Source organism: Arthrobacter sp. StoSoilB20, from assembly GCF_019977295.1.
In the GTDB taxonomy this organism is placed as follows: Bacteria; Actinomycetota; Actinomycetes; order Actinomycetales; family Micrococcaceae; genus Arthrobacter; species Arthrobacter nicotinovorans_A.
The window spans coordinates 1,375,572-1,400,394 of the sequence record NZ_AP024651.1; the positions used below are offsets into that span (position 1 = coordinate 1,375,572).

Consider the following 24,823-nt stretch of genomic DNA (forward strand, 5'->3'; position numbering starts at 1 on the left):
TTTTGGTCCTTGTGTCAGGAAGGGGCGAGGCTGGGCCAACGGTCAGGCGGTTTTACGGGCGGAAGTCATGAGCTTCATGAGGCTCTCCTGGCTTGCTTCGTTCTTGTCCAGGACACCGGTGATGGCGCCCTCAAAGATGGTGTAGATACGGTCGGACAGGCCCAGGAGCTCCGGAAGCTCCGAGGAAATGACAATCACTCCCTTGCCCTGGTTGGCGAGCTTCTGGATGATGCCGTAGATCTCGTACTTGGCACCCACGTCGATACCGCGGGTGGGTTCGTCCAGGATCAGCAGGTCCGGGTCGGTGAACATCCACTTGGCCAGCACCACTTTTTGTTGGTTGCCACCGGAGAGTTTGGCTACGCCTTCCTCAACCGAGGGGGCCTTGGTCCGCAGCGATTTCCGGTACTCCTCGGCAACGGAGAACTCCTTGCGGGTATCCACCACCGAGTAGTTGCTGATCTTGTTCAGTGCCGCCGAGACCGTGGTGGACTTGATGTCATCCAGAAGGTTCAGGCCCAGGGACTTGCGGTCCTCAGTGACATAGCCCAGCCCGGCGTCGATCGCTTGCTTGACGCTGCGGAGGTTGACCTGCTTGCCGTCTTTGTACACCTGGCCTTTGATGAAGCGGCCGTAGGAGTGTCCAAAGAGGGAGCGGGCCAGCTCGGTACGTCCGGCGCCCATGAGCCCTGCGAAGCCAACGATCTCGCCGCGGCGTACGTAGAAGTTGGAGCCCTTGCAGATGAGGCGGTCCTGGATCTGCGGGTGTCCCACGGTCCAGTCCTTGACCTCGAAGAAGACCTCACCGATCTTGGGCTCGTGGTCGGGGAAGCGGGACTCAAGCGTCCGGCCAACCATGCCTTTGATGATGCGGTCCTCGTCCACGCCGTCCCGCTTGACGTTCAGGGTCTCGATCGACTTTCCGTCACGGATGATGGTGATCTCGTCGGCGATCTGTTCGATCTCGTTGAGCTTGTGGGAAATGATGATCGAGGTGATGCCCCGGCCCTTCAGGCCAAGGATCAGGTCCAGGAGGTGCTGGGAGTCCGATTCGTTCAGTGCTGCAGTGGGCTCATCCAGGATCAGGAGCTTCACGGACTTGTTCAGCGCCTTGGCGATTTCGACCAGCTGCTGCTTGCCGACGCCTATTTCCTTGATGGGGGTATCGGGATCCTCGCGGAGGCCGACGCGGGCCAGGAGTTCGAGAGAGCGCTTGCGGGCCTCTGCCCAGTCGATCACGCCCCATTTGGTGGGTTCATTGCCCAGGAAGATGTTCTCCATGATGGACAGTTCCGGGATCAGCGCCAGTTCCTGGTGGATAATCACGATGCCGGCCGCTTCGCTTGCGCGGATGTCCTTGAACTGTTGTGTTTCGGCTTGGTACACGATGTCGCCCGTGTAGCTGCCGTAGCCGTAAACGCCGGAAAGAACCTTCATGAGCGTGGACTTGCCAGCGCCGTTTTCGCCGCAGATGGCGTGGATTTCACCGGCCATCACGCGCAGGTTCACGTTCGACAAGGCCTTCACGCCCGGGAATTCCTTTGTGATCGAGCGCATCTCCAAAAGGATGGGATCACCTTGCGTGTCGAGGGATGTCATCAGCCCTTACGCCTCCAATGCATGACTTCGTTGTCGGCTCCGCAATGGCGGAGCTGTCTGATGAAAAAGTAAACTGGATCACGGCCCTTGTCGTCAAGACTTGAACGCAAGAGCCAGCTAACGATTTCGTTACCTACCGGTAATACCGGCGTGTTGGAACACCAAAGCGGCAGCTCCAAGGGCTTCTGCCCGCGCCCCCAGCGAGGACATTGCCAGGTGGGTTGTTTCTCCCACCACAGGTACGGCGTGCCGTACCAGGCCCCTGCGGATGGGGTCCAGCAGGAGGTCGCCGAGGCCGGCCAATGGGCCGCCCACCACAATCACTTCAGGGTTGATCAGGTTGGAAACGTTGCCCAAAGCGCGTCCCACCGCCAGGCCGGCGTCGTCCACTACGCGCTGGGTTGCCGAGTCGCCGGCGAGGCAATTCCGGACGATGTCCTGCGGCGTCAGGAGTTTCTCCTGGCCGCGGCCCAGCAGCTCGATCATGGTGGTGGTGGAGGCTATCGTTTCGAGGCAACCCCTGTTCCCGCACCGGCACACCAGGCCGTGCTCATGGATGGTGGCGTGTCCTATTTCCCCAGTGATGCCTACATTGCCGTAGTAGGGGAAACCGTTGAGGATCAGGCCGGCGCCGATACCCGAGCCGATCTTGAGGAACATCAGGTTGGAGACGCCGCTGTGGGGCCCCCACGTCACTTCCGACAACGCGCCGAGGTTGGCGTCGTTGTCAACAAAGACGGGGCAGTTCAGCGCTTCTTCCAGCCGGTGCAGGATATCGATGCCTACCCACTCCGGCAGGATGGCGCCTTGGGCAACAGTGCCCGAACGGCGGTCGATGGGGCCGGGAATACCGGCACCCGCGCCGACGACTGCTGTGCGGTCGATCCCGTTCTCCCGGAGCAGTTTTTCCAGCAGCGGGACCGCAGCGGCGATGCCTTCTTCTGCCTGGTGTCCAAGCGGTAATTCGATGTAATCCTCGGCAATGACGTGGTAGCCCAGTGATGCCAGGACCACGCGGAGGTGGCGGCGTCCAAAGTCGATTCCGACGGCGACCGCGCCGTTGCTGTTCAGCCGCACATTGGTTGCGCGGCGGCCGGAGCTGGTGGTGGGCTCGGTGGAAACGAGGCCGGCGTCCTGCATGATTTTCACGATGTTGGAGATCGTTGCCGTGGACAGCCCTGTCTGGCGTGAGAGTTCGGCCTGCGTGGAGGGGCCGTTCAACAGGCACTCGATGATGCGTTGCTGATTCAGATGGCGCAGCGCGGACTGCGAGCCGGGTTTTCTTGGATGGCTCTTCGTTGAGCGCTGCGTAGCGGGCATGACAAGAAGATTGCCCCACAAGCAACGTTGTAGTCAAGAAGTGAACACAAGGAGTCAACTCTCCGCGACATACTCCAACGCAAGAACGTGGGATACGTACCCGTTGCGGGGCCCGCTATGCACGCTATGAGCGGGGATTTGCCTGCAGAGCGGCCCCCTCAACGCCAGAGATGCGGGCAATGCGTCCCACTTTGGTCAGGCGTAGGTCCAAATGCCCCACCCTGGGCAGGCGTGCCGGGCCTAGTCTGGAACCAAGAAACGTCCGGCATCCTCGTGAGCGCCGGTACCAGGCGAAAACCAAGGTGGTAAAGATGCTGCTCTCCGTCCTGCAGGCGAATGCTTCCGTCATGGACGTCGACGCCAACCTCAAAACGATCGACGACGCCGCCCGGCGCGCAGCCCAGGCCGGCGCCGGCCTGCTGCTCACCCCCGAGCTGTTCCCTGTTGGATACGCGCCGTTGCGCCTCCACGCTGAGCTGGACCCGGCAACCCTTCCGGGCATCCGGGAACGCCTGGCCGGGATCGCGCGGACGCATGGGATCGGGTTGGTCTACAGCCTTCCGGCAGAGAGTGCGGAACTGCCGGCGCACGACGACGGCGCGCAGCCGGCTGCCGCTGCAAACCGCTGGCACATCACGGCTACTTTGCTGGACGACTCCGGTGCCGAGGTCCTCAATTACGCAAAAGTGCACCTCTTCGGTCCGGAGGAGCACAAGGCATTCGTCGCCGCCCAAGAACCTCCCGCCGTCGTGGATTTCAACGGAATCCGGACGTCCATGCTGATCTGCTACGACGTCGAATTCCCGGAGGCCGTGCGGGCAGCAGCAACCCGCGGCGCTGAACTGCTGCTCGTTCCCACGGCCCTGTCGGCCGGGTTCGACAACGTGCCGCAGGTCCTGATCCGTGCCCGCGCTTTGGAAAGCCAGCTGAACGTGGCCTATGCCAACCACACCGGGCACGAGGATGTGTACAACTTCCTGGGCGGCAGCGTGGTTGCCGGGCCGGACGGATCGTTGCTTGCCGCGGCGGGGGATTCCCCAACGTTGCTGTTCGCGGAGGTCGGCACGGACACGGTGAAAGCGGCGCGGGAGGAAGTCCCGTACCTGCGCGAACGCCGGCCGGAACTCTACGGGAAATGGGACCAGCGCAGCTAGGCGACCATCCCGTCTGCCCCTGCCTGCATCAACTCCTCCACATACTGGAGCGCGAACCACAGCTCGGCCCGCACCTGTGCCTGGTTGAGGTCCATGTCCAGCAGTTCGCCCAGGACCCCGATCTGCCGGCGGACACTGTTCCGGTGGAGCCCAAGGAGTTTGGCCGAACCGTCCCAGCTGCCGTTTTCGCTAAGCCAACCGCGCAGGACGGCCAGCAACGGATCGCGCCGGTCCGCCTCCAGCGACAACACCGGTCCAAGGAGCCGCCCGGCAAGCATGGTTCCGGCTTCGCGTCCCAGAAGCCCGGCAACTGACCACGTCACCTCGTCCACGCGCGCGCTCTTGCCGGTAGTCATGACCCGGCTCCGCAGTGACGTGGCCCGTTGGTAGGCAGCGGTCAGGCCCGTCAGCTCGGTGGGTTCGCCTACCACCAGGCGCCATCCCAGTTTCTCGATGTCGGCCAGCAAAGCGTCGTCCACCTTCAGCCGGGTTATCGCCGCGAATCCGTACTCGGTGATCTCCACCAGTTTGGTGTCGAACAGCCTCCGCCATTGCAGCAGTTCACGGACCGGACCGTCGTCGGCTGCGCCTTCCACCCTGATGCCCTGAACCACGCGCATCTGCCCGGACCTGGTGGAGGACAAGCTCTGGGCCAGCAGGTCCTTGAGCCCATTGAGCTGTTTGGTTGAGCCGGAGGCCAGCGAATCCGGATGAAGCAGCACCGCTGTTGCCAGTTGGCTGGGAGCCAGCGAGCCGCTGGTTCTCTGGCGCACCAACAGTTCCAACAGTCCCACGGCCGACTGCACCACGTTGTTCTGGGCAGGCGTCAAAGGAGTATCCGAGCCAAGGATGAGCGCGCCAAGGTTCGCGTCCTTGGTACTGCGGAGCGGATGCCCAACCACCAAGGACGAGCCAGCCTGCTCAAAGCCGTCCATCTCCACGCGCGGACCGCTGCCGGACAGCAGCCGCTCCAGCATCGGCGCCAACAAGGAATGCTCGACGCCGGTGCTGCCGCCGGCACTGTGCCCGCGCGCCCGGACCCGCCCGTCCGCACCCACCAGGACGGCCCATACAGGTACCCGCTGAACCAGTGCTGCCAGGAGCTCGTGTTCAGGCCTGGGGGAGAGGACCGCGCGCATGAGTTGGCGGTTGGTCTCTGCCAGTTGCCGGAAGACCCTCGCGTTGTCGGTCTCCAGGAGCTGGGAAAACTCCAGTCCAATGGCGGCGAACGGAACGGACTCCGGTACCTCGAACAAGGTCAGGCCATACTTCCGGCAGGCGCCGAGCAAAGCATCAGGCACGGCGTCGAAATAGGGCCTGATGCCGAACCCGAGCGCCGCCACCTTGGCGCCGACCAGCCGCTGGACATAGGCATCCACCTTTGCCGCCGAGCCTCCCTTCCCCAGGAAGGGCAGCCCGGCGGTCAACAGGAACTCACCCTCGGGCAGGTACGGGGTGGGGTCCTCCAGCTCGCTCGGTTCAACCCACCGCAGCAGCGAGGAGCCGCTGCCGCCGTCGTGAAGCATTCTCAACTCCGGCGGCAGCTGCTCAACAAACTGTTCGAGCGTGACGAAACTCAGGCGGGCGGTGGCGGGCTCAGGCGACATTGCCCTGCCCGGCGTCGGCCGGCTCCTGGTAGTCCGGGCACTGGTAGGCGGCGTTCTGGTCGGCACCGATTGCGTAGGCACGCGGAAGGCGCGGGGCGATCCTGTTGATGATTTCGTCGCCGTGGCTGCCGATCGCGGCGCCCCAATCGTCGGCGCTCGCCGCCCCGCTGGCCGGGTCGCCGAACAGTACTGCTGTGTCCCCGACGTTGATCCCTGAGGCATCAGGACCCAGGTCCACCATGAACTGGTCCATGCATACCTTGCCGATCACCGGGACGCTGCGGCCGGCAATGTTCACTACTGACCGCCCGCTGATGCCTTTGGGGATGCCGTCCGCGTAGCCGAGTGGAATGAGTCCGAGGTAGCGCGGTTCGTAGGTGATGGCTTGGTGTTCGTAGCTGACGCCGGTGCCTGCCGGAACTTTTTTGACCATGACCAGCGGTGCCGTCACACTCAGTGCCGGGCGCAGTCCAAAGTCAGCCGGGTTAAGGTGGTCCGCCGGTGCCAGGCCGTAGATGGCCAGTCCTGCCCGAACCATGTCGAAGTGGAATTCGGGCCGGTCAAGGATATTGGCGGAGCTGGAAACATGGCGGAGTTCGGGATTCAGGCCCGCTTCCCGGGCCTCCCGTACAGCGTCCTCAAACTCGGCCACGGCGGTGGCGTTGCCCGGGTGGGCAGGAACGTCGGCCCAGGCCAGGTGGGTCCAGAGCCCCCGGACGCGGAGCGTGCCATCCAGTTCGGCCAGGCGTGCCTGCCTCACAAGTTCTGCCCAGTCTTCCTTCCGCGCTCCTCCGCGGCTCAGGCCGCTGTCCAGTTCAAGATGCACGACGGCGGGCCGGCCCACCCGCTGTGCGATGCCTGCCAGAACCTCAAGTTGGCTGACGCTTCCGAGGGAAACATCGATGTCGTTTTCCAGCGCCTCAAGGATGGCCGAACTCGTCTGGGATGCCAGATACAGCCACGAAAGGATGGGGGTGGTGATGCCGGCTTTGCGGAGGGCGATGGCCTCGCTGAGCTGGGCAGTTCCGAGCCAGTCGGCCCCCGCGGCAACAGCGGTGCGGGCTACATCGATGAGTCCATGGCCATAGGCGTTGCCTTTGACGACGGCCATGAAATGCGGCGCTGCGGTGCGTGCCTTCAAGGCTTTGATGTTGTCTGAAATCGCGGACAGGTCCACGGTGACCTGTCCCGAGAGGGCCGCTGAAGCGGCTCCTTGATAGTGTGCATTACGTCTCATGGTTGATCACTATAGGTCATTTTGCACCATGGTGAGAGGTGGCTCACATGCCAGTCTTGTGGAGGGGAAATCGAAACTACTTTGAAGGGACGTCAAGGGTGACCGTGCCTGTGAACACCGAAAATACAACGGCGGTGAGCGCCACGAGGCCGAGCCTGGGAGCTCAGCTGCTGCGCCGCAAGCCGATTGGCCAGATGGTCAGCGAAGCAGGAAGCAGTGAGGGCGGTACGCCGCTGGTCCGCAGCTTCGGCGTCCTCCAACTGACCATGATCAGCGTCGGCGCCACGCTGGGCACCGGCATCCTGGTGATCCTCGGCGAATCCGTGCCCCTGGCGGGCCCCGCCATCTGGATCTCCTTTGTGATCGCAGGTTTGGCTGCGCTGCTCTCCGCCGTGTCCTACGCCGAAATGGCCGGCCTTGTTCCGGTGGCCGGCTCCTCCTACTCCTATTCCTACGCCACCATGGGCGAGGGCATGGCATGGATCTGCGGCTGGTGCCTTGTGCTCGAATACGCCGTTTCCGTGGCAGCAGTCGCCGTCGGCGCGGGGCAGTATGTCAATGAGACCCTGGCCGCTTTCGGCCAGTTCCTTCCCGATGCCATCAGCCAGCCGCCAGGTGACGGCGGCTTGGTGAACGTCCCTGCCATGGTGATCGTGATCCTGGCCATGGTCCTGCTGGTCAGGGGTGCCCGGGAGAGCGCCTGGATCAACACGGCGATCGTTATGGTCAAGGTAGGCATCCTGATCTTCTTCTGCGCCGTGGCATTCACTGCCTTCAACGCAGGAAACTTCGAGCCGCTGCTGCCCATGGGCGCGGCCGGCGTTTCCGCAGCAGCGTCCAGTGTTTTCTTCTCCTACATCGGTTTTGACGCCGCCTCCACAGCCGGCGAGGAAGCCAGGAACCCCAAGCGCGATCTGCCTCGAGCCATCATGCTCTCCATGGTGATCGTGACCACCATCTATGTCCTGGTTGCCGTGGCAGCCATTGGTGCCCGCCCCTGGGACTGGTTCGACGGGACAGAAGCTGCCCTGGTCCAGATCCTGCATGAGCTCACCGGCCAGCCCTGGGTTGCTCTGGTCTTCTCCATCGGGGCTGTGCTGGCCATCGCCAGCATCGTGCTGACCGTGCTCTACGGCCAGACCCGCATCATGCTCTCCATGTCCCGGGACGGGATGATGCCCAAGGTCTTTGGACGGGTCTCACGACGCACCGGCACTCCGGTTGCCGGCACGCTGATCATCGGAACCGCCGTCGCCCTCACCGCCGGCCTGGTCCCGCTGGGTGCGTTGGCTGACGCCACCAGCATCGGCACACTCTTCGCCTTCGCACTGGTCAACGTCGCAGTCATCTACCTGCGACGCAACCGTCCCGATCTTGAACGGAGCTTCAAGGTCCCGTTGTACCCGATCACTCCCATTCTGGGCACGCTGATGTGTGCCTACCTGATGCTCAACCTGGGCGCCGACACCTGGATCACCTTCGGTGTTTGGATGCTGGTGGGCATCGCCATCTACTTCGGCTATGGACGCCGGAACTCCAAGGTAGCCGCGCTCAGCGAGCAGGACTATCGTGAACTGACCACCAGGGCCGTGGGCCCGGAATCTGTGAAAGCAGCAAAGTCATGACCATCGCCACAGAACTCCCCCTGATCGAGGAACCCGGAGCCCCTGACGCAACGGGTGCCCCCATCACCATGCTGAACCCGGACTTCCCCTTCAGCTATGACCACTACCTGGCCCACCCCGACGGACTGGGCTCCGTTCCCGAGGAGCTCTACGGTACAGAAGTGGCCATCATCGGTGCCGGCCTGTCCGGGCTCGTCACCGCTTACGAATTGATGAAGCTTGGCCTCAAGCCCGTGATCTACGAGGCCGACCAGATCGGTGGACGCCTCCGGACCGCCAGCTTCCCCTCGGCTCCCGGCGTGGTGGCAGATCTTGGCGGCATGCGATTCCCCGTCTCCGGCAAGGCGTTCTACCACTACGTGGATCTGCTGGGCCTGGATACCAACGAGTTCCCCAACCCCATGGCCCCCGCCACGTCCTCCACGGTCATCGAACTCGCCGGTAAGAAGCACTACGCCACCACGGCGGATGAACTTCCGGAGTTCTTCCTCGAAGTGGCCGACGCCTGGAAGGCTGCAGTCAACGATGGCGCGGCCTTCGCCCAGATGCAGGAAGCCATCAAGGCCCGCGACACCAAGCGGATCAAGGAACTCTGGAACGCGCTCCTCCCGGAACTCGATGAGCAGACCTTCTACGGCTTCATCGCCGCCAGCAAGTCCTTCAAGGAAGCCGGCTTCGCGCACCGTGAAGCGTTCGGCCAAGTGGGCTTCGGCACGGGCGGTTGGGATACTGACTTCCCCAACTCCATCCTCGAAATCCTGCGGGTTGTCTACACGGACGCCGATGACCAGCACCGCTCCATTGCGGGAGGAGCGCAAAGGCTGCCCGAGGCACTGTGGCAGCACGCGCCGTCGAACCTTGCTTACTGGCCCGAAGGCACCTCGCTGTCATCGCTCCACAGCGGTTCGCCGCGGGGCGCCGTGGACAACATCCGCCGCGCGGAGAACGGCGACCTCCTGGTCCGCGAAAACTGGGGACGCGAAGCCACCTACCAGGCCGTGGTGACCACCTGCCAGTCCTGGCTGCTGTCCACCCGTATCCACACCGAGGAAGCGCTGTTCCCGGCAGAATTGTGGACCGCGATCGAGCGCTCGCACTACATGCAGTCGTCCAAGACGTTCGTGATGGTGGACCGGCCGTTCTGGAAGGACATCGACCCGGAGACCGGGCGCGAGGTCCTGTCCATGACGCTCACCGACCGCCTCAACCGGGCCACGTACTTGCTCGACGACGGCCCGGACAAGCCCGCCGTGATGCTCCTGTCCTACACATGGAACGACGACGCCTTGAAATGGCTGGCGCTGACCGCCGAGGAGCGGGTGAAGCTCATGCTGCACTCCCTGGAACAGATCTATCCCGGCGTGGACATCGCGAGCCACATCATCGGGCAGCCGATCACCGTTTCCTGGGAGGCCGACCCCAACTTCATGGGTGCCTTCAAGGCAAACCTGCCCGGTCACTACCGCTACCAGCAGCGTCTGTTCACGCACTTCAAGCAGGACCAGCTGCCGGAGTACCAGCGCGGGATTTTCCTCGCCGGCGATGACGTGTCCTTCACCGCCGGCTGGGCCGAGGGCGCCGTGACCACCGGCCTGAATGCTGTGTGGGGCGTGGTGAACCACCTGGGTGGTTCTTCAGTTGCCTCAAACCCCGGACCGGGCGACCTCCTGGACGAGCTCGGCCCGATTTCCCTGGACTAGTTCTATACGTTGCGAGGCCCGCTCTGCACCCTAAACCCCCAAGTTAGGATGCAGGGCGGGCCTCGCATTACGCGTTAAGAGGCGTGCATGTCCCGGTGCGCCGCCGCGAGTTCCTTGTAGTGCGCGGCGTTGTGCTTCACGCCCTCGAACTCTTCATCGGTGAGTTCCCGGCGGACCTTGGCAGGTACGCCGGCCACCAAGGAGCGCGGGGGAATGACCGTGCCCTCCAACACCACGGCGCCGGCGGCAATGAGCGAGCCCGTGCCGATCACTGCGCCGTTGAGGATGGTTGCGCTCATGCCGATCAGGCAGTTGTCCTCCACAGTGCAGCCGTGGACTACGGCGCTGTGCCCCACCGAGACGCGCTCGCCGACCGTGCAGGGGAAGCCGGGGTCGGCGTGGAGGACCACGTTGTCCTGGAGGTTGGAGCCTGCGCCGACGCTGATCGCAGCTGTGTCCGCGCGGACGGAGACGCCGTAGAAGGCGCTGGAGTCCTGGGCCAACGTGGCCTTGCCGATGATGGAAGCCGTGGGCGCAACGAAGGCGGATTCATGGATGGCCGGGGTGTCCCCGGCAAAAGTGTAAGAGGGAGCCATGGTGCCCAGCTTATTTCCCAACTGGCTAACAGCAAACGTCGCTATGGGCCGTCAGTGGGACGTTTGCTGTTACCTGGTTGGGGGCCAGGGTGCGGAGGACCAGGAATTGGTAGTGCTGTACCCAGTTGCCCGCGCCCGGCCCGGACTCCGCGCCCACACCCTCAGGCCACGTCCGGAAATGCTCAACCGAGCCATGCTCGTCGAAAATCCTGAGCACGGTGTCATCGCTACGGCGACTGAAGAAACGCCGCGGTTCCTCCAGGTCTTCCGGGTTCAGGACCTCATCATCCGCACCTGACCAGAGCCCGACGGCGATTGGCGCACCTGGTGCGGTGACCCGCACAAGTTCGCTGACGACGTCGTGAATTCCGCTGTTGGGAACGTGGAGCAGGGTGCTCATGGTCCATGAGGCTGAGAAGACAGCATCCGGAAACGGCAGGCCGCGGCCGCTGGCAACCGAAGCTTCCAATCCGGCCGAGCGTGCCAAGTGGACGCTCTCAGAGGACAGGTCCACCCCGGTGTAGTGCAATCCGGCGCGGACAAACTCCAGGCCCTCAATGCCCGTGCCGCACCCCAATTCGAACAACGAGTGACGGTGCTCGGATTTCAGGAGCCCGATGAACCATTCTCTGCACTCGACACGGTGTGGCGTGAGCGCGCGGGTGTTCCGGACAGGTGCCTGACGGTCGTAGTAGACCGCCAAATCAGCCTCGTGCTCGGCGTGAGGAATGCCCCGCATACCCTCAGCATAGGAGCAGTGCTAGTTGAACACTACGGTGCGGGTGCCATCGAGGAGTACCCGGTGTTCGGCGTGCCACTGGACAGCCTGGGCCAGCGTGCGGCCTTCGACGTCGCGGCCCATCTGGACGAACTGGGCAGCGGTTCGCGCGTGGTCAACGCGAATGACTTCCTGCTCGATGATCGGGCCCTCGTCGAGGTCTGCCGTCACGTAGTGGGCGGTGGCGCCGATGATCTTCACACCGCGGGCGTGCGCCTGGTGGTACGGCTTGGCGCCCTTGAAGGAGGGGAGGAACGAGTGGTGGATGTTGATGGCCTTGCCGTTCAACTCCGTGCACAGATCGTTGGAGAGGACCTGCATGTAGCGTGCCAGGACGGTCAGTTCCACGTCGTGTTCGGCGATCAGATTCAGCAGTTGTGCCTCGGCCTGCGGCTTGGTGTCCGGCGTCACGGGGATGTGGTGGAACGGGATGCCGTAGAACTCCGCCAACGACTCCAGGTCACGGTGGTTGGACACAATGGCGGGAACCTCGATAGGCAAGGTGCCGGTGCGCTGCTGGAACAAGAGGTCGTTGAGGCAGTGCGCATCCTTGGAACACAGGATGATGGTGCGCACCTTTTCGCCAACCGGGTTGATCTTCCAGGTCATGCCGAAGGATTCGGCCACGGGCCGGAGCGCTGCGGTCAGCTCCTCCTGGGTGGACGACGTCGTAGCCTCCACCCGCATGAAAAAGTTGCCTGTGCTGGGGCTTCCGTACTGCTGGGAGTCGGCGATATTGCAGCCGGACCCCAGGAGGGCTCCGGCTACCGCATGGACAATGCCGGGGCGGTCGGGGCAGGAGAGTGTAATAACGAAAGCGGTGGAGTCAGTCACACGATCAAGCCTACCTGTGCCACGTTGTTGTACTGTTAACGGGTCGCAACTGGCGTTGGGTGGACTACCACCAGGGAGCGGCAATCATGAAGACCACGGATCGTACGCCTGGGCCGAGGGTCATGTCTTACCGCTGCACGCACGTGACCGCTCCCTGCCGCATCAAACGGCCGTAACCAAGGGGACGCGGGAATGCTGCTGCCGGTAGCCTGACCTGTAGCACCACCCGTTGCCTAGCCAGGAGATCTCCGTGACTACCTCAACCACTTCCGCGTCTGTCAGCAACCAGTCGCTCGCTGATCTCGATCCTGAGATCGCAGCTGTCCTCAACCAGGAACTTGGCCGCCAGCGCGGCACCCTGGAAATGATCGCCTCCGAAAACTTCGCCCCCCGCGCCGTCATGGAAGCCCAGGGCTCCGTCCTGACCAACAAGTACGCCGAGGGCTACCCGGGTCGCCGCTACTACGGTGGTTGTGAATACGTCGACGTCGCTGAGCAGCTCGCCATCGACCGCGTCAAGGAACTGTTCGGCGCCGAGTACGCCAACGTCCAGCCGCACTCCGGCGCACAGGCAAACGCTGCTGCGCTCTCCGCCATGATCACCCCGGGCGACAAGATCCTTGGCCTGTCCCTGGCACACGGTGGGCACCTGACCCACGGCATGAAGCTGAACTTCTCCGGCAAGCTCTACAACGTAGCTGCTTACCAGGTTGAAGAAGAGAACTTCCGCATCGACATGGACAAGCTGCGCGAGCAGGCCATTGCCGAGAAGCCGCAGGTCATCATCGCCGGCTGGTCCGCTTACCCGCGCCACCTCGACTTCGCTGCCTTCCGCTCGATCGCCGATGAAGTTGGCGCACTCCTCTGGACGGACATGGCGCACTTCGCGGGCCTGGTTGCAGCAGGATTGCACCCCAGCCCGGTGCCGTACTCCGACGTCGTCACCTCCACGGTCCACAAGACCCTGGCCGGCCCCCGTTCCGGTGTGATCCTGGGCAAGCAGGAGTGGGCCAAGAAGCTCAACTCCAGCGTCTTCCCCGGCCAGCAGGGCGGTCCGCTCATGCATGTGATCGCCGCGAAGGCCGTTGCCTTCAAGATCGCCGGCGGCGAGGAGTTCAAGGAACGCCAGGAGCGCGTGCTCGAGGGTGCCAAGATCATCGCCGACCGCCTGAACCAGTCCGACGTCGCCGAAGCCGGCGTCTCGGTCCTCACCGGCGGCACCGACGTTCACCTGGTGCTGGTTGACCTCCGCAACTCCCAGCTGGACGGCCAGCAGGCCGAGGACCTCCTGCATTCGGTGGGCATCACCGTGAACCGCAACTCTGTTCCGTTCGACCCCCGCCCGCCGATGGTGACCTCCGGCCTCCGCATTGGTACCCCTGCCCTGGCTACCCGCGGATTCGGTGCTGCCGAGTTCACCGAGGTTGCCGAGATCATCGCCGCCGCGCTGAAGGCTGGTTCGGCTACGGACGTGGAAGCCCTCCAGGCACGCGTTGACAAGCTGGCCGCTGACTTCCCGCTGTACCCGCAGCACGAGCAGTGGTAATCCGCATTTTCCACGGATAGACAAGCACCACCCGGGCTCTGACCCGGAGCCAACGGGATCCGCCGCCACACCTACGGCGGCGGGTCCCGTTGGCATGAGCCTCCTAAGAGACTTCTCCACACAGGTCACCCACCAGAAAGAGCAGATGGAATGACACAGTCCACCGCACAGATCCTTGACGGCAAGGCCACCGCCGCAGCCATCAAGGCAGAACTGACCACTCGCGTTTCCGTCCTCGCCGCCAAGGGAATCGTCCCGGGCCTGGGCACCATCCTGGTGGGCTCGGACCCCGGCAGCACCTGGTACGTCGGCGGCAAGCACAAGGACTGCGCAGAGGTTGGCATCCAGTCCATCCGCCGCGACCTCCCCGAAGACATCAGCCAGGAAGACCTCCTGGAGGTTGTCCGCGAGCTCAACAACAACCCTGAGTGCACCGGCTACATCGTCCAGCTTCCGTTGCCCAAGCACATCGACCAGGACGTCATCCTCGAAGCCATGGATCCTGACAAGGATGCCGACGGCCTGCACCCCATGAACCTTGGCCGCCTGGTGGCCAACGTCAACGGCGAGATGAAGTCCCCGTTGCCCTGCACGCCCAAGGGCTGTGTGGAGTTGCTCCGCCGCCACAACATTGAGCTCAAGGGCAAGCGTGTCCTGGTGGTCGGCCGCGGCGTCACCATCGGCCGCCCCATCGGACTGCTGCTGACCCGCAAGGAAGTCAACGCCACGGTCATCCTTGCCCACACCGGAACGGTGGACCTGCCGGCGGAACTCAGGCAGGCCGACGTCGTGATCGCCGCTGCCGGTGTGCCGCACATGATCAAGGCCCAAGACCTCAAGCCGGGCGCCATAGTGCTCGACGTCGGTGTCAGCCGCGTGGACGACGGCAACGGCAAGGCAGTTGTCACCGGAGATGTGGACCCGGCAGCTGCCGACGTCGCCGCCTGGCTGTCTCCGAACCCGGGCGGCGTGGGTCCGATGACCCGGGCCATGCTGCTCGCGAACGTCGTGGAGAGTGCTGAACGCCAGGCAGGCATCGCCTAGGTTTCCCCCGAGCTCATGCGAAGCCCGTTTCGGGGCCAAGTTGCAGGAGATGCCGTGCGCACGGCATCTTTTGCAGGGAACCCCCGAAACGGCCCCGCATGCTCCGCAGCCCGCGTACTCCTCCGGGAGTAGGCGGGCTGCTCCTTTAGCCCGACGACTCACCCGTGGAGCACAGCTAGGCTCTGTGTATGCAGCCCCGATTCCCAGAGCCCAGGCCCCCTGAGTCCGGGCCACAGGAGTCCAGACCCGCGGGGTCCCCACGGCGTTCGGGGTCCCCACGGCGTTCGGGGTCCGTGCCATTTCCGGGCCAGCGCCGATTCGCCGGCCCGCCCACGAGCTTTATCGTCATCACTGTGGCAGTGATCCAAGTGGTGGGGACGTTGTTTTCCGCCAGCCGCCAGGAAGCGCCCCGGTCACTGGACGCCCTGGCAATCCTCCTGCTCCTGGCTGGACCGGCAGGGTTGGCCTTCCGCAGGCGTGCCCCGCAGGTGATGCTCCCGGTCGCTCTCCTGGCAACAGGGACCTACCTGGCATTGGGCTATGCGTGGGGACCGGTGGTGTTGTCCCTGGCGCTGGGGATCGTGCTGACGGCAGCGGCAGGCCTGCGCTGGCAAGCGTGGACGGGGGCCGGGATCGCTGCGGCCGCGGTGATCACTGCTGCCCTCCTCTCGGGGGACCCCAACTGGCCGGTGCGGGCCTCCGCAGGCGTGGCGTGGGCTGCGATCCTTGTGCTGATCGGGCAGGGTTTCCGGCGCCGGAGCGAACGCTTGGCCGAATTCCGCAGGCGCCGCGAGGAAGCACAAAAGGCCGAGCGCGACGAATACAGGCTCACCCTGGCCAGGGACATCCACGACGTCGTTGCCCATTCGCTCTCCATGATCAACGTTCAGGCATCGGTGGCGCTGCATGTTGGCGCCGACGATCCCGGGAAGCTGAGGCCAGCCCTGGAAGCCATCAAGGCCGCCAGCAAGGAGTCACTCACAGAGGTCCGGCAACTCCTGGGCGTGCTGCGGGAGGACGTCCCGCTGACACCGGCAGCCCGTCCCGGCCTGGCCAAAGTCCCCGGGCTCGTGAAAAACGCCGGGTTCGGCGGCCTGCAGGTGACACTGGAGGACAACTCCGACCACGGCGCCATCACCCCGGCCGTGCAGGAAGCCGCCTACCGGATCATCCAGGAAGCACTCACCAACGTCGGGAGGCACTCAGGCGCCCAATCCGCCGTCGTGCGTATCCTTGAAGCCGCCGGGCTGCTGACCGTGACCATAGACGACGACGGCGGTGGCATGCGCGGCGCGGCCCCAGGCAACGGCCTGACGGGGATGCGGGAGAGGGCGTCGGCCTTGGGCGGTACGCTCACCCTCCATGAACTGGACCCGGGCCTTCGAGTCCACGCCGGCTTGCCGACTGAACCGGAAGGAAACACGCCGTGATCCGCATCCTTCTCGCCGATGACCAAACACTCATTCGGGCGGGCTTCCGCGCACTCCTGGACGCCGAGCCGGACATGGAAGTTGTGGCTGAGGCGGGGACGGGTCGCGAGGCTGTCCGCTTGGCTGCCCGCGACAAACCGGACGTCATCCTCATGGACATCCGCATGCCGGACCAGGACGGACTTGCCGCAGGCCGGGAAATCCTCAGCGACCCTGAGCTGGCCGGTACCCGCATCATCATCCTCACCACTTTCGAACTCGATGAGTACATAGCCGAGGCCGTCCGGTCCGGCGCGGCAGGGTTCCTGGTGAAGGACACCGAGCCGGCCGAGCTCATCCGGGCTGTCCGGGTAGTCCACGACGGAGACGCACTGCTCTCGCCCTCGGTGACGCGGCGCATCATGGCCCAGCTTGCCTCGCAAAGCCGGGCTGCGGCGAAGGTCATCCCGCTGGAACAGGTGACCGAACGTGAGCGCGAAGTCCTGGCGTTGGTGGGAGAGGGCCTGAACAACGCCGAGATCGCCCAGCGGCTCTTCATCACACCACTGACCGCCAAGACCCACGTTTCGCGCATCATGACCAAGCTGATGGTCCGCGACCGCTCGCAATTGGTAGTCCTCGCCTACGAGTCGGGTTTGGTGAAGCCCGGCTGGAGCAGCTGATCCCTTCACAGGCGACTCCACCGGGAGTAGCGGGGCCTCCCAAGGTGACTCCCGACGGCGGACGCCACGCCGCCCGCCGATCGGCAGACTCGAACCAGAGCCGAAAGACGGTTCGCGCCGGCACCGGCGGAGAGAGTTTGGATCATCGACATGTTCACCGCATTGACTTCCATCATCGGGGCGACCACAACATCCGGGAGCACACTGGCACAGGTACCGGCCGCCGTCGCAATGCACGGGCCGTGGGGAGACGGCGTAGCGTGGCCGTTCTTCCTGTTGTTCCCGCTGTTCTGGATTCTTGTGATCGGCCTGTTCATTTTCCTCGCCCGGAGGACGTGGCGGAGGAACCATCACTGGGCCGCAACGCAAGGGGCAGAGGGCGTACTCCGTGAGCGGTATGCCCGCGGAGAAATTGACGAAACCGAGTTCAGGCAGCGGTTGGAGGTCCTGCGCTCGCAGCCGGGCAGTTGACCGGAACTCCACGGAATCGAGAGGGCTCATGCAGGAATATCTGCAAGAGCCCTTTCACATATCGGTGGGCGCTACTAGTCTGCTGAGGGTGCACAATGAAGCAACCCGCTCTCCGACGCAGTCATCAAAACCGTCATCAAAACAGTCATCAAAACAGTCATCGAAACCGTCAGAGTCCCCGCAAGCCAGCGTCGGCATGAACCGCCCCTTCGTCATCAGCGCCCGGAACCTCACCAAGTCCTATGGTGAGCTCACCGCCGTGGACAACATCTCCTTCGACGTGCCGGCGGGGGAGTCCTTCGGGCTGCTTGGCCCCAATGGCGCCGGCAAGTCCACCACCATGAAAATGATCGGTGGCGTGTCCCAGAGAACGTCCGGCTCGTTGACCATCATGGGCCTGGACCCCGAGTCGAACGGCCCTGAGGTCCGGGCACACCTAGGCGTGGTTCCGCAGCAGGACAACCTCGACGAAGAGTTGAAAGTCCGCGAGAACCTGATCGTCTATGGGCGCTACTTCGGCCTGCCCCTGAGCTATTTGAAGCCAAAGGCCGATGAACTGCTGGAATTCGCGCAGCTGACGGATAAAGCCAATTCCAAGGTCGATGCCCTCTCAGGCGGCATGAAGCGCAGGCTCACCATTGCCCGGTCCCTCATCAACGAGCCCCGGATCCTGCTCCTGGATGAGCCCACCACCGGCCTTGATCCGCAGGCGCGCCACATCCTCTGGGACAGGCTGTTCCGGCTGAAGGAAAGCGGCGTCACGCTGATCCTCACCACGCACTACATGGATGAAGCCGAGCAGTTGTGCGACCGGCTGATCGTGGTGGACAAGGGCCGGATCATGGCCGAGGGGTCCCCGGCGACCCTCATCCGCGAGCATTCTTCGCGTGAAGTACTTGAACTCAGGTTCGGATCAGAGCGTAACGCGACCATCGGCGTCGAGCTCCAAGGCATTGGTGAGCGTTTGGAGACACTGCCTGACCGCGTGCTGATCTACGCCCACGACGGCGAGGCCGCGCTGGAGCAGGTCACTGCCCGTGGGCTGCATCCGATGACGTCGCTGGTGCGCCGCTCATCGCTGGAGGACGTGTTCCTGCGGCTGACCGGCAGGAGCCTCGTTGACTAGGGGAACAGTTGACTGACTCAACAAACAAACCATTTACGACGGCGGCCCAACCGTTGCGGGCCCACTCACCTGAGGTGTCGGCTGCCAGGGCGCGGCGATGGGGTTCCTTCTTCTACGCGGAGCAGGTGCTCCGCGTCATGCGCAACTACGGGTGGTCCGTGGTGCTGTACAGCGTGGGTCAACCGGTGGCCTACCTCTTTGCCATGGGCGTGGGACTGGCCAGCTTGGTGGACGCCAACAGCGAGGCAGCATTCGGAGGTGTCAGCTATCTGGAGTTTGTGGCTCCGGCATTGTTGGTCTCCGCGGCGGTGATGACGGCATCGGGGGAGTTCTCCTACCCCATCATGGACGGTTTCAAGTGGCGCCGCGTGTTCTATGGCCCGCACGCCTCGCCCTTGATTCCTGAGCAAATCGCCAGCGGCCACATCATGGCCAGCACCCTGAGGTTCCTCCTGCAGTCCGTGGTCTACTTCGTGGTGGTGGCGTTGTTCGGAGCTTCGCCGAGCCCTTGGGGTTGGGTGTCTGCCGTTGTGGCAACAGTTGCGGCGCTGTCCTTTGGTTTGCCGCTGATGGCCTATGCCGCCAGCATCAAGCAAGACAAAGGGCAATTCGCGTTGGTGCAGCGTTTCATCGTCATGCCTTTGTTCCTCTTCTCCGGGACGTTCTTCCCGCTGGATTCCCTTCCCATCGCGGTGCGTTGGATCGGCTGGATCTCACCGGTATGGCATGGAACGGAGCTGGGCCGGGTCTTCACCTACGGGATGGACCAGAATCCCTTGCTGACCATCACCCATGTGGTGTTCCTGCTGGCGACAACCACCGTCGGCTGGATCATGGTGCGCCGCCAATTCGTGAAAAGGATGGGCTCATGAGTGTCCTCACAGGCGGGCACAGCGCCACGGACCTTGCCCGTGAGCGAAAGTTCGGTTCGCTGTACTCCCGCAACGCCAAGGCAGTGGTAGGCCGGGGGCTCATGGCAGCCAAGTCCAGCACCTGGCTGGTGATGGTGTCCGGATTCTTCGAGCCGGTGCTGTTCCTGCTGGCCATGGGCGTGGGCATGGGCTCGATCGTGGGCACCGTGCAAGGCCCTGGTGGTGAGGAAATCAGTTACGCCGCCTACATTGCCCCGGCACTCCTGGCGGTCTCGGCCATGAATGGCGCCATCTACGACTCCACTTGGAACGTCTTCTTCAAGATGAACTTTGCCAAGCTCTACCAAGGGATGCTCTACACGTCCCTGGGGCCCTTGGATGTGGCGATCGGCGAGATCTTCCTGGCCCTCCTGCGCGGATTGCTCTACGCCACGGGATTCACCGCCGTGATGGGTGTCATGGGGCTGCTCACCAGTTGGTGGGCCATCCTGGTCATTCCTGCCTCGGTGCTGATCGCCTTTGGCTTCGCGAGCTTCGGCATGGGCATCACCAGCTTCATGAAGACGTTCCAACAAATGGACTGGATCAACTTCTTCCTCCTGCCCATGTTCCTGTTCAGTGCCACGTTCTACCCGCTCAGCGTCTACCCGCAGGTGATTCAGTGGTTCATCCAGGCCATGCCCCTCTGGCACGGGGTGGAGTTGCTGCGGCAGATCAGCGTGGGCTCCTTCAGCCCTGCCACGGCCATCCATGTGGGTTACTACGTGGTGATGATCGCGCTGGGGATCATGCTGACCACCGGAAGACTGCGCCAGCTGTTCCTTAAGTGATGGAGTTTTTGTACAGTTAATGCCCCGAAAGAGGCGTCTTGGGGGCATTAGCTGTACAAAAACCCGGGGCTTGGGGGCTGGTGTTCGCCGTCCGTGGAAGCTGGCGCAGGCACCTTTGAGCGTTTGAGAGAATGGATCCATGCAATCTCTCGGTGACCCGCACCCGTCCACGTCCCCAGCCGGCAAAGGCATGTTCAAAGGCTTCCGCATTGGCGGCCTGGGGATGACCGTTGTCATCATCGCGTTCCTGGTAGCCGTGATCTTCGCGGCCAACCAGAACGATGTTGTGGGTTGGGTCGTCGCAGTAGTGGCCTTCGGTTGGCTTGCCCTGGCCACCTTCGTGGTGCTCAGCATCCGCAGGGCCGCGCAGCGTGCCGGCGCAAAGCTGACCGAAGCGCAAAATGCGTTCAACGCCGCAGCCGGCCGCGCGCCGTCGTCGTCCACCGCCGACAACGGGGGTACCCGCGTCGTCGCCGAACGCAGCAAGACCGACGAGGTTCGGGACCTCAAGCTGGACCACTCGTTCAAGATCGTCCAGGTCCAAGTCCGCGTAGTGGACGAGGAACGGGCCAAGGGCGGTGCAGCCAATCAGGACACCATCGACCGCGCGCTGGAAACCATTGCCATTACAGCTACCAATGCGCGCGACATGATCAAGTCCTCCGGCGGCTCTGACGAGCCCGTAGCCGGCACCATCATCGACTAGAGTGGACCGGGTGAGTACGGCATTGAAGAAGGACTTCCTTCGCATCGCGTCAGTTAACGTCAACGGCCTCAGGGCTGCCTACAAGAACGGCATGGCGGAATGGCTGGAGCCGCGCGATGTTGACATTCTCTGCCTGCAGGAAGTCCGCGCGCCTGATGACATCGTCAGGAAGCTGATCGGCGAAGGCTGGCACATCCTCCACACCGAAGCTGAGGCCAAGGGCCGGGCCGGTGTGGCGATTGCTTCCCGCGAAGAGCCCACCGCCACGCGCATTGGGATCGGCGATTCCTATTTCGACACCTCAGGTCGCTGGGTTGAAGCTGACTACGCCGTCAAGAACTCCGCCGGGGAACCCGCCACGCTGACCGTCGTCAGCGCCTACGTGCACTCCGGAGAAGTCGGCACCCCCAAGCAGGATGATAAATTCCGCTTCCTCGACGCCATGACGGTCCGCTTGCCGGAACTCGCCAAGCACAGCGACCACGCCCTGGTGGTGGGTGACCTCAACGTCGGACACACCGAACTGGATATCAAGAACTGGAAGGGCAACGTCAAGCGTGCCGGCTTCCTTCCGGAGGAGCGAGCATACTTTGACCGCTTCCTCGGCGAAGAAATCGGTTGGAGGGATGTCCACAGGGGCCTGGCAGGAAATGTCGCCGGCCCCTACACCTGGTGGTCCCAGCGCGGTAAGGCCTTTGACACTGACACAGGCTGGCGCATCGACTACCACTTGGCCACACCGGGCCTCGCAGCAGCCGCTTTCTCGGCTGTCGTGGACCGGGCGCCGTCGTGGGACACCCGCTTCTCCGACCATGCACCGCTGGTAGTCGACTACCGGCTCTAAGCTTCCTAAGGTATTCCTCCATGACTAGTTCCATCACCACTGAAACCGGCACTGTGGCCGCGCCGCAGACCAGCACGTCCACCAAACTTGCCGTCGGCGCCAAGCACCGGGTTCTCTCCGGAATGCAGCCCTCCGCCGATTCCCTGCACCTGGGCAACTACCTCGGCGCCTTGGTCAACTGGGTTCGGATGCAGGACGAGTATGACGCCGTGTACTTCATCCCGGACCTGCACGCCATCACAGTCCCGCAGGATCCGGCAGAACTTGCGCGGCGCACACGTGTGACAGCTGCCCAGTACATCGCCGGCGGTGTGGACGTGGACAAGTGCACGTTGTTCGTCCAGTCCCAGGTCCCCGAGCACGCCCAGCTCGCCTGGGTCCTGAACTGCATCACCGGCATGGGCGAAGCGGCCCGCATGACCCAGTTCAAGGACAAGGCGCAGAAGCAGGGTTCGGACCACGCAAGCGTTGGCCTGTTCACCTACCCCATCCTTCAGGCCGCCGATATTCTCCTGTACCAGCCGCACGGTGTGCCGGTGGGTGAAGACCAGCGCCAGCACGTGGAACTCAGCCGGGACCTCGCCAACCGGTTCAACAGCCGGTTCGGAGAGACGTTCCAGGTGCCCGAGGCCTTCATCCAGAAGGAATCGGCCAAGATCTACGATCTCCAGAACCCCACCGCCAAGATGTCAAAGTCCGCGGAATCGCCCGCCGGCTTGATCAACCTCCTGGATGATCCCAAGACGGTGGCCAAGCGGATCAAGTCGGCTGTCACGGACACCGAAACCGAGATCCGCTACGACCGTGAGAACAAGCCCGGTGTTTCGAACCTGCTGACCATCTACTCGGCCATCAGTGGAACTCCCGTGGAGAAGATCGTGGCCGACTACCAGGGCAAGATGTACGGGCACCTCAAGGTTGACTTGGCCGAACTCGTCTCCGGCCATCTGGCACCCATCCGGGAACGGGCCAACGAGCTCCTGGCAGATCCTGCGGAACTGGACCGACTCCTGGCTCTCGGCGCAGACAAGGCACGTGAAATCGCCTCAGCAACCCTGGCCGATGTCTATTCCAAGGTCGGTTTCCTGCCCTACCGCGGAGATGCCCACCGCGACCTGGGAGTCCGCTAACTCCATGTGCTCTGCTGGCCGGCTCAACGTCAAGACCGACACCCGCAAGGGTGTCGGTCCGGACGACTCTCGCCAGAGCGGTGCCACCGGCGCCGACTGCGGTGACGGCAGCACCATGTGTGTTGGCGTCATCCTTGGTTTCCCACCGGAGATCGCCCGCGAACTGCAGGAATGGCGTGCCTCGTTCGGCGACCCCATGGCCGAGGTCATTCCCGCCCACATCACCCTGATCACCACGACGCCCACCCAGGACTGGGCGGCCACCCGGGAACATGTCCGCGAAGTAGCCCGGACCCAGGAGCCCTTCCACATCACCATCTCGGGCACGGGTTCCTTCCGCCCGGTGTCACCTGTGGTGTTCGTCAACGTCGAAGAAGGCTTTGAGGAGTGCGTGCAGTTGCACGAGAAACTTCAATCCGGGCCCCTCGAACGGTTGCTGCCTTTCCCGTACCATCCGCACGTCACTGTGGCGCATGATGTTGCCCAGGAAAACCTGGATGAGGCCGAAACGGTGCTCAGAGATTACCGGGCCACCTTCCCTGTGGTTAGCATGGGACTTTACGAGCACGACACCAATGGAATATGGCAGCTACGGGAAGAGCTCGACTTTGGCGGCGATACTGACGAAGAACAGCAAGCGGATTCACGCCACACAGGCGGACGTTCCTCCGCTGCCAACTGAGCTGGCCAAGCTCAAACTTGAGCTGCTTCGCAAGAGGCAGGATTGGGGTCACGCCAAGCGCGCAGGTGAAGGCCTGCCGAAGAAGGCGGGTGCTTTCTTCGCCCTCTTCATGGCCAGGTTGAACACCATTCGGGCCATGCGTGCCTTCCAGCACTACACGCGCCAGCATGGGCCTCTGTTGAGTGCAGGCATCGGGTTCAACATGTTCTTCTCCGTGACGGGCCTGCTGACCACGGGCTTCGCGATCGCCGGGATTGTCCTGGGCGGCAACCCAGTGCTGGAAGACGCTGTCATCGGCAGTGTGGCTTCCGCAGCGCCTGGGCTCCTGCAGGTCAATGGCGGCGAAGGCCTGGTGGATCCCCAAACGCTCCTGAACCCCTCCGGACTCGGCTGGACAGCACTGATTGCCGCAGCCGTCACGATCTTCACGTCCCTTGGCTGGATTGCCAGTGTCAGGGAGGGGCTCCGTGGGGTAATGAACGCTGATCCGCTCATGCGCAACGGCCTCCTCCAGAAACTCATCGATGCCGGCACCTTGGTGTTGCTGGGCGTCATCCTGATCATCAGTGCAGGTGCGTCCCTGATTTTTGGAACAGCCGCCGACTGGTTCATCGCCCTGCTGAAGCTCGATGAGGCAGTGGCCGCGCCCATCGCCTCCACGGTCAAGATCGTGGTTCCCCTCCTCCTGAACTGCGCGACGGCGGCAGTACTGTTCAGGATCGCAGGCAGCCTGAAATTGGGGCGCCGCGCGTTCCTGGAGGGGGTTGTGCTCGCAGGCGTGGGGACCACTGTCCTGCAGTTCTTCAGCACCGAGCTCCTGGCCCGCTCCGGCAACAACCCGGTGCTGGCTTCCTTTGCCATCATCATCGGCCTGCTGATCTGGTTCAACCTGGTGAGCCAGGTGTATCTGGTGTCGGCGTCGTGGTCGGCCATTCGCGAGGCCGATACTGAATCGGGGGAGGCTCCGCGCAAAAAGGTCCTGGGGTCCCGCAGAGTCATTCCCCGCACCTGAGACCACCTACCCCGGGAG

General features: G+C 63.5%; 23 protein-coding genes. 16 read left to right on the plus strand and 7 right to left on the minus strand.

Features of this window, described 5'->3' with window-relative positions:
• Window positions 1–42 precede the first annotated feature (42 nt).
• The gene (mmsA, locus tag LDN85_RS06310) at window positions 43–1,599 is read right to left on the minus strand and encodes a multiple monosaccharide ABC transporter ATP-binding protein (protein ID WP_026542887.1); all 1,557 of its coding nucleotides are present in this window, start codon (window positions 1,597–1,599) and stop codon (window positions 43–45) included.
• Between the two features lie 129 nt (window positions 1,600–1,728).
• Complete coding sequence (locus LDN85_RS06315; RefSeq protein ID WP_026542886.1) at window positions 1,729–2,919, minus strand: ROK family transcriptional regulator; 1,191 nt, start codon at window positions 2,917–2,919, stop codon at window positions 1,729–1,731.
• 311 nt (window positions 2,920–3,230) lie between these two features.
• On the opposite strand from LDN85_RS06315, the gene LDN85_RS06320 reads away from it, so the two are divergent.
• Complete coding sequence (locus tag LDN85_RS06320) at window positions 3,231–4,073, plus strand: carbon-nitrogen hydrolase family protein (protein WP_223944913.1); 843 nt, start codon at window positions 3,231–3,233, stop codon at window positions 4,071–4,073.
• Here LDN85_RS06320 and LDN85_RS06325 read toward each other — a convergent pair.
• Both LDN85_RS06325 and alr read right to left on the minus strand, forming a co-directional pair.
• Entirely contained in the window at window positions 4,070–5,680 is a 1,611-nt protein-coding gene (locus LDN85_RS06325; protein ID WP_026547527.1) for a PucR family transcriptional regulator, read from the minus strand. The two genes, LDN85_RS06320 and LDN85_RS06325, sit on opposite strands and share 4 nt — an antisense overlap.
• Window positions 5,670–6,917: an alanine racemase gene (gene alr, locus LDN85_RS06330; RefSeq protein ID WP_223944914.1), complete on the minus strand. Its 1,248-nt coding sequence runs from the start codon at window positions 6,915–6,917 to the stop codon at window positions 5,670–5,672. The genes LDN85_RS06325 and alr overlap by 11 nt, the downstream gene beginning before the upstream one ends.
• Before the next feature lie 194 nt (window positions 6,918–7,111).
• Here alr and LDN85_RS06335 point away from each other — a divergent pair, with 194 nt between their 5' ends.
• Both LDN85_RS06335 and LDN85_RS06340 read left to right on the plus strand, forming a co-directional pair.
• The gene (locus LDN85_RS06335; RefSeq protein ID WP_223945433.1) at window positions 7,112–8,542 is read left to right on the plus strand and encodes an amino acid permease; all 1,431 of its coding nucleotides are present in this window, start codon (window positions 7,112–7,114) and stop codon (window positions 8,540–8,542) included.
• Window positions 8,539–10,242: an NAD(P)/FAD-dependent oxidoreductase gene (locus LDN85_RS06340; RefSeq protein WP_026542881.1), complete on the plus strand. Its 1,704-nt coding sequence runs from the start codon at window positions 8,539–8,541 to the stop codon at window positions 10,240–10,242. Before LDN85_RS06335 ends, LDN85_RS06340 begins: the two co-directional genes overlap by 4 nt.
• 74 nt (window positions 10,243–10,316) lie before the next feature.
• Here the strand turns inward: LDN85_RS06340 and LDN85_RS06345 are convergent, their stop codons facing one another.
• The 3 genes from LDN85_RS06345 to purU are packed head-to-tail and all read right to left on the minus strand — an operon-like array spanning window position 10,317 to window position 12,450.
• Window positions 10,317–10,838 (minus strand): gamma carbonic anhydrase family protein, encoded by a 522-nt coding sequence (locus tag LDN85_RS06345; protein ID WP_223944915.1) that lies wholly within the window; start codon window positions 10,836–10,838, stop codon window positions 10,317–10,319.
• A gap of 25 nt (window positions 10,839–10,863) precedes the next feature.
• On the minus strand, window positions 10,864–11,577 hold the full coding sequence (locus LDN85_RS06350; protein ID WP_223944916.1) for a class I SAM-dependent methyltransferase: 714 nt from the start codon (window positions 11,575–11,577) through the stop codon (window positions 10,864–10,866).
• A gap of 21 nt (window positions 11,578–11,598) precedes the next feature.
• A complete protein-coding gene (purU, locus tag LDN85_RS06355) occupies window positions 11,599–12,450 on the minus strand; it encodes a formyltetrahydrofolate deformylase (RefSeq protein WP_223944917.1) in 852 nt (283 codons plus the stop codon).
• 250 nt (window positions 12,451–12,700) lie between these two features.
• Between purU and glyA the strand changes: the two genes are divergently transcribed.
• The 13 genes from glyA (at window position 12,701) to LDN85_RS06420 (ending at window position 24,805) form a co-directional block, all read left to right on the plus strand.
• Window positions 12,701–13,996, plus strand: coding sequence for a serine hydroxymethyltransferase (glyA, locus tag LDN85_RS06360; RefSeq protein ID WP_026542877.1), 1,296 nt, complete (start codon window positions 12,701–12,703; stop codon window positions 13,994–13,996).
• 150 nt (window positions 13,997–14,146) lie between these two features.
• Complete coding sequence (locus tag LDN85_RS06365; protein ID WP_026542876.1) at window positions 14,147–15,040, plus strand: bifunctional methylenetetrahydrofolate dehydrogenase/methenyltetrahydrofolate cyclohydrolase; 894 nt, start codon at window positions 14,147–14,149, stop codon at window positions 15,038–15,040.
• 353 nt (window positions 15,041–15,393) lie between these two features.
• On the plus strand, window positions 15,394–16,470 hold the full coding sequence (locus LDN85_RS06370) for a histidine kinase (RefSeq protein WP_223944918.1): 1,077 nt from the start codon (window positions 15,394–15,396) through the stop codon (window positions 16,468–16,470).
• Window positions 16,467–17,132 carry a response regulator transcription factor gene (locus tag LDN85_RS06375; RefSeq protein ID WP_091550844.1) on the plus strand — a complete coding sequence of 222 codons (666 nt, stop codon included), beginning with the start codon at window positions 16,467–16,469 and terminating at the stop codon, window positions 17,130–17,132. The genes LDN85_RS06370 and LDN85_RS06375 overlap by 4 nt, the downstream gene beginning before the upstream one ends.
• Window positions 17,133–17,282: 150 nt before the next feature.
• Window positions 17,283–17,603, plus strand: a complete 321-nt coding sequence (locus tag LDN85_RS06380; protein ID WP_051420884.1) for an SHOCT domain-containing protein — start codon at window positions 17,283–17,285, stop codon at window positions 17,601–17,603.
• A 196-nt stretch (window positions 17,604–17,799) separates the two neighbouring features.
• Complete coding sequence (locus LDN85_RS06385) at window positions 17,800–18,729, plus strand: ABC transporter ATP-binding protein (RefSeq protein ID WP_026547517.1); 930 nt, start codon at window positions 17,800–17,802, stop codon at window positions 18,727–18,729.
• A 74-nt stretch (window positions 18,730–18,803) separates the two neighbouring features.
• Complete coding sequence (locus LDN85_RS06390) at window positions 18,804–19,601, plus strand: ABC transporter permease (protein WP_223945434.1); 798 nt, start codon at window positions 18,804–18,806, stop codon at window positions 19,599–19,601.
• The gene (locus tag LDN85_RS06395) at window positions 19,598–20,431 is read left to right on the plus strand and encodes an ABC transporter permease (protein WP_011773963.1); all 834 of its coding nucleotides are present in this window, start codon (window positions 19,598–19,600) and stop codon (window positions 20,429–20,431) included. The genes LDN85_RS06390 and LDN85_RS06395 overlap by 4 nt, the downstream gene beginning before the upstream one ends.
• Window positions 20,432–20,570: 139 nt before the next feature.
• Complete coding sequence (locus LDN85_RS06400; RefSeq protein ID WP_223944919.1) at window positions 20,571–21,137, plus strand: hypothetical protein; 567 nt, start codon at window positions 20,571–20,573, stop codon at window positions 21,135–21,137.
• Window positions 21,138–21,147: 10 nt separating this feature from the next.
• Window positions 21,148–21,981, plus strand: a complete 834-nt coding sequence (locus tag LDN85_RS06405) for an exodeoxyribonuclease III (protein ID WP_026542869.1) — start codon at window positions 21,148–21,150, stop codon at window positions 21,979–21,981.
• A 20-nt stretch (window positions 21,982–22,001) separates the two neighbouring features.
• Window positions 22,002–23,111 carry a tryptophan--tRNA ligase gene (trpS, locus tag LDN85_RS06410; protein ID WP_026542868.1) on the plus strand — a complete coding sequence of 370 codons (1,110 nt, stop codon included), beginning with the start codon at window positions 22,002–22,004 and terminating at the stop codon, window positions 23,109–23,111.
• A gap of 4 nt (window positions 23,112–23,115) precedes the next feature.
• Window positions 23,116–23,793 carry a 2'-5' RNA ligase family protein gene (locus LDN85_RS06415; protein ID WP_026542867.1) on the plus strand — a complete coding sequence of 226 codons (678 nt, stop codon included), beginning with the start codon at window positions 23,116–23,118 and terminating at the stop codon, window positions 23,791–23,793.
• Window positions 23,720–24,805, plus strand: a complete 1,086-nt coding sequence (locus tag LDN85_RS06420) for a YihY/virulence factor BrkB family protein (RefSeq protein ID WP_026542866.1) — start codon at window positions 23,720–23,722, stop codon at window positions 24,803–24,805. Before LDN85_RS06415 ends, LDN85_RS06420 begins: the two co-directional genes overlap by 74 nt.
• The last annotated feature ends 18 nt before the right edge of the window (window positions 24,806–24,823 follow it).

Excerpts from the sequence above, each read along its gene's own strand:
- LDN85_RS06315 (WP_026542886.1), bottom strand. The coding sequence starts at position 2,919 with ATGCCCGCTACGCAGCGCTCAACGAAGAGCCATCCAAGAAAACCCGGC.
- LDN85_RS06415 (WP_026542867.1), top strand. The coding sequence starts at position 23,116 with ATGTGCTCTGCTGGCCGGCTCAACGTCAAGACCGACACCCGCAAGGGT.
- LDN85_RS06345 (WP_223944915.1), bottom strand. The coding sequence starts at position 10,838 with ATGGCTCCCTCTTACACTTTTGCCGGGGACACCCCGGCCATCCATGAA.
- LDN85_RS06365 (WP_026542876.1), top strand. The coding sequence starts at position 14,147 with ATGACACAGTCCACCGCACAGATCCTTGACGGCAAGGCCACCGCCGCA.
- LDN85_RS06320 (WP_223944913.1), top strand. The coding sequence starts at position 3,231 with ATGCTGCTCTCCGTCCTGCAGGCGAATGCTTCCGTCATGGACGTCGAC.
- LDN85_RS06385 (WP_026547517.1), top strand. The coding sequence starts at position 17,800 with ATGAACCGCCCCTTCGTCATCAGCGCCCGGAACCTCACCAAGTCCTAT.
- LDN85_RS06400 (WP_223944919.1), top strand. The coding sequence starts at position 20,571 with ATGCAATCTCTCGGTGACCCGCACCCGTCCACGTCCCCAGCCGGCAAA.
- LDN85_RS06325 (WP_026547527.1), bottom strand. The coding sequence starts at position 5,680 with ATGTCGCCTGAGCCCGCCACCGCCCGCCTGAGTTTCGTCACGCTCGAA.
- LDN85_RS06350 (WP_223944916.1), bottom strand. The coding sequence starts at position 11,577 with ATGCGGGGCATTCCTCACGCCGAGCACGAGGCTGATTTGGCGGTCTAC.
- LDN85_RS06335 (WP_223945433.1), top strand. The coding sequence starts at position 7,112 with ATGGTCAGCGAAGCAGGAAGCAGTGAGGGCGGTACGCCGCTGGTCCGC.
- mmsA (WP_026542887.1), bottom strand. The coding sequence starts at position 1,599 with ATGACATCCCTCGACACGCAAGGTGATCCCATCCTTTTGGAGATGCGC.
- trpS (WP_026542868.1), top strand. The coding sequence starts at position 22,002 with ATGACTAGTTCCATCACCACTGAAACCGGCACTGTGGCCGCGCCGCAG.
- LDN85_RS06395 (WP_011773963.1), top strand. The coding sequence starts at position 19,598 with ATGAGTGTCCTCACAGGCGGGCACAGCGCCACGGACCTTGCCCGTGAG.
- LDN85_RS06380 (WP_051420884.1), top strand. The coding sequence starts at position 17,283 with ATGTTCACCGCATTGACTTCCATCATCGGGGCGACCACAACATCCGGG.
- alr (WP_223944914.1), bottom strand. The coding sequence starts at position 6,917 with ATGAGACGTAATGCACACTATCAAGGAGCCGCTTCAGCGGCCCTCTCG.
- LDN85_RS06340 (WP_026542881.1), top strand. The coding sequence starts at position 8,539 with ATGACCATCGCCACAGAACTCCCCCTGATCGAGGAACCCGGAGCCCCT.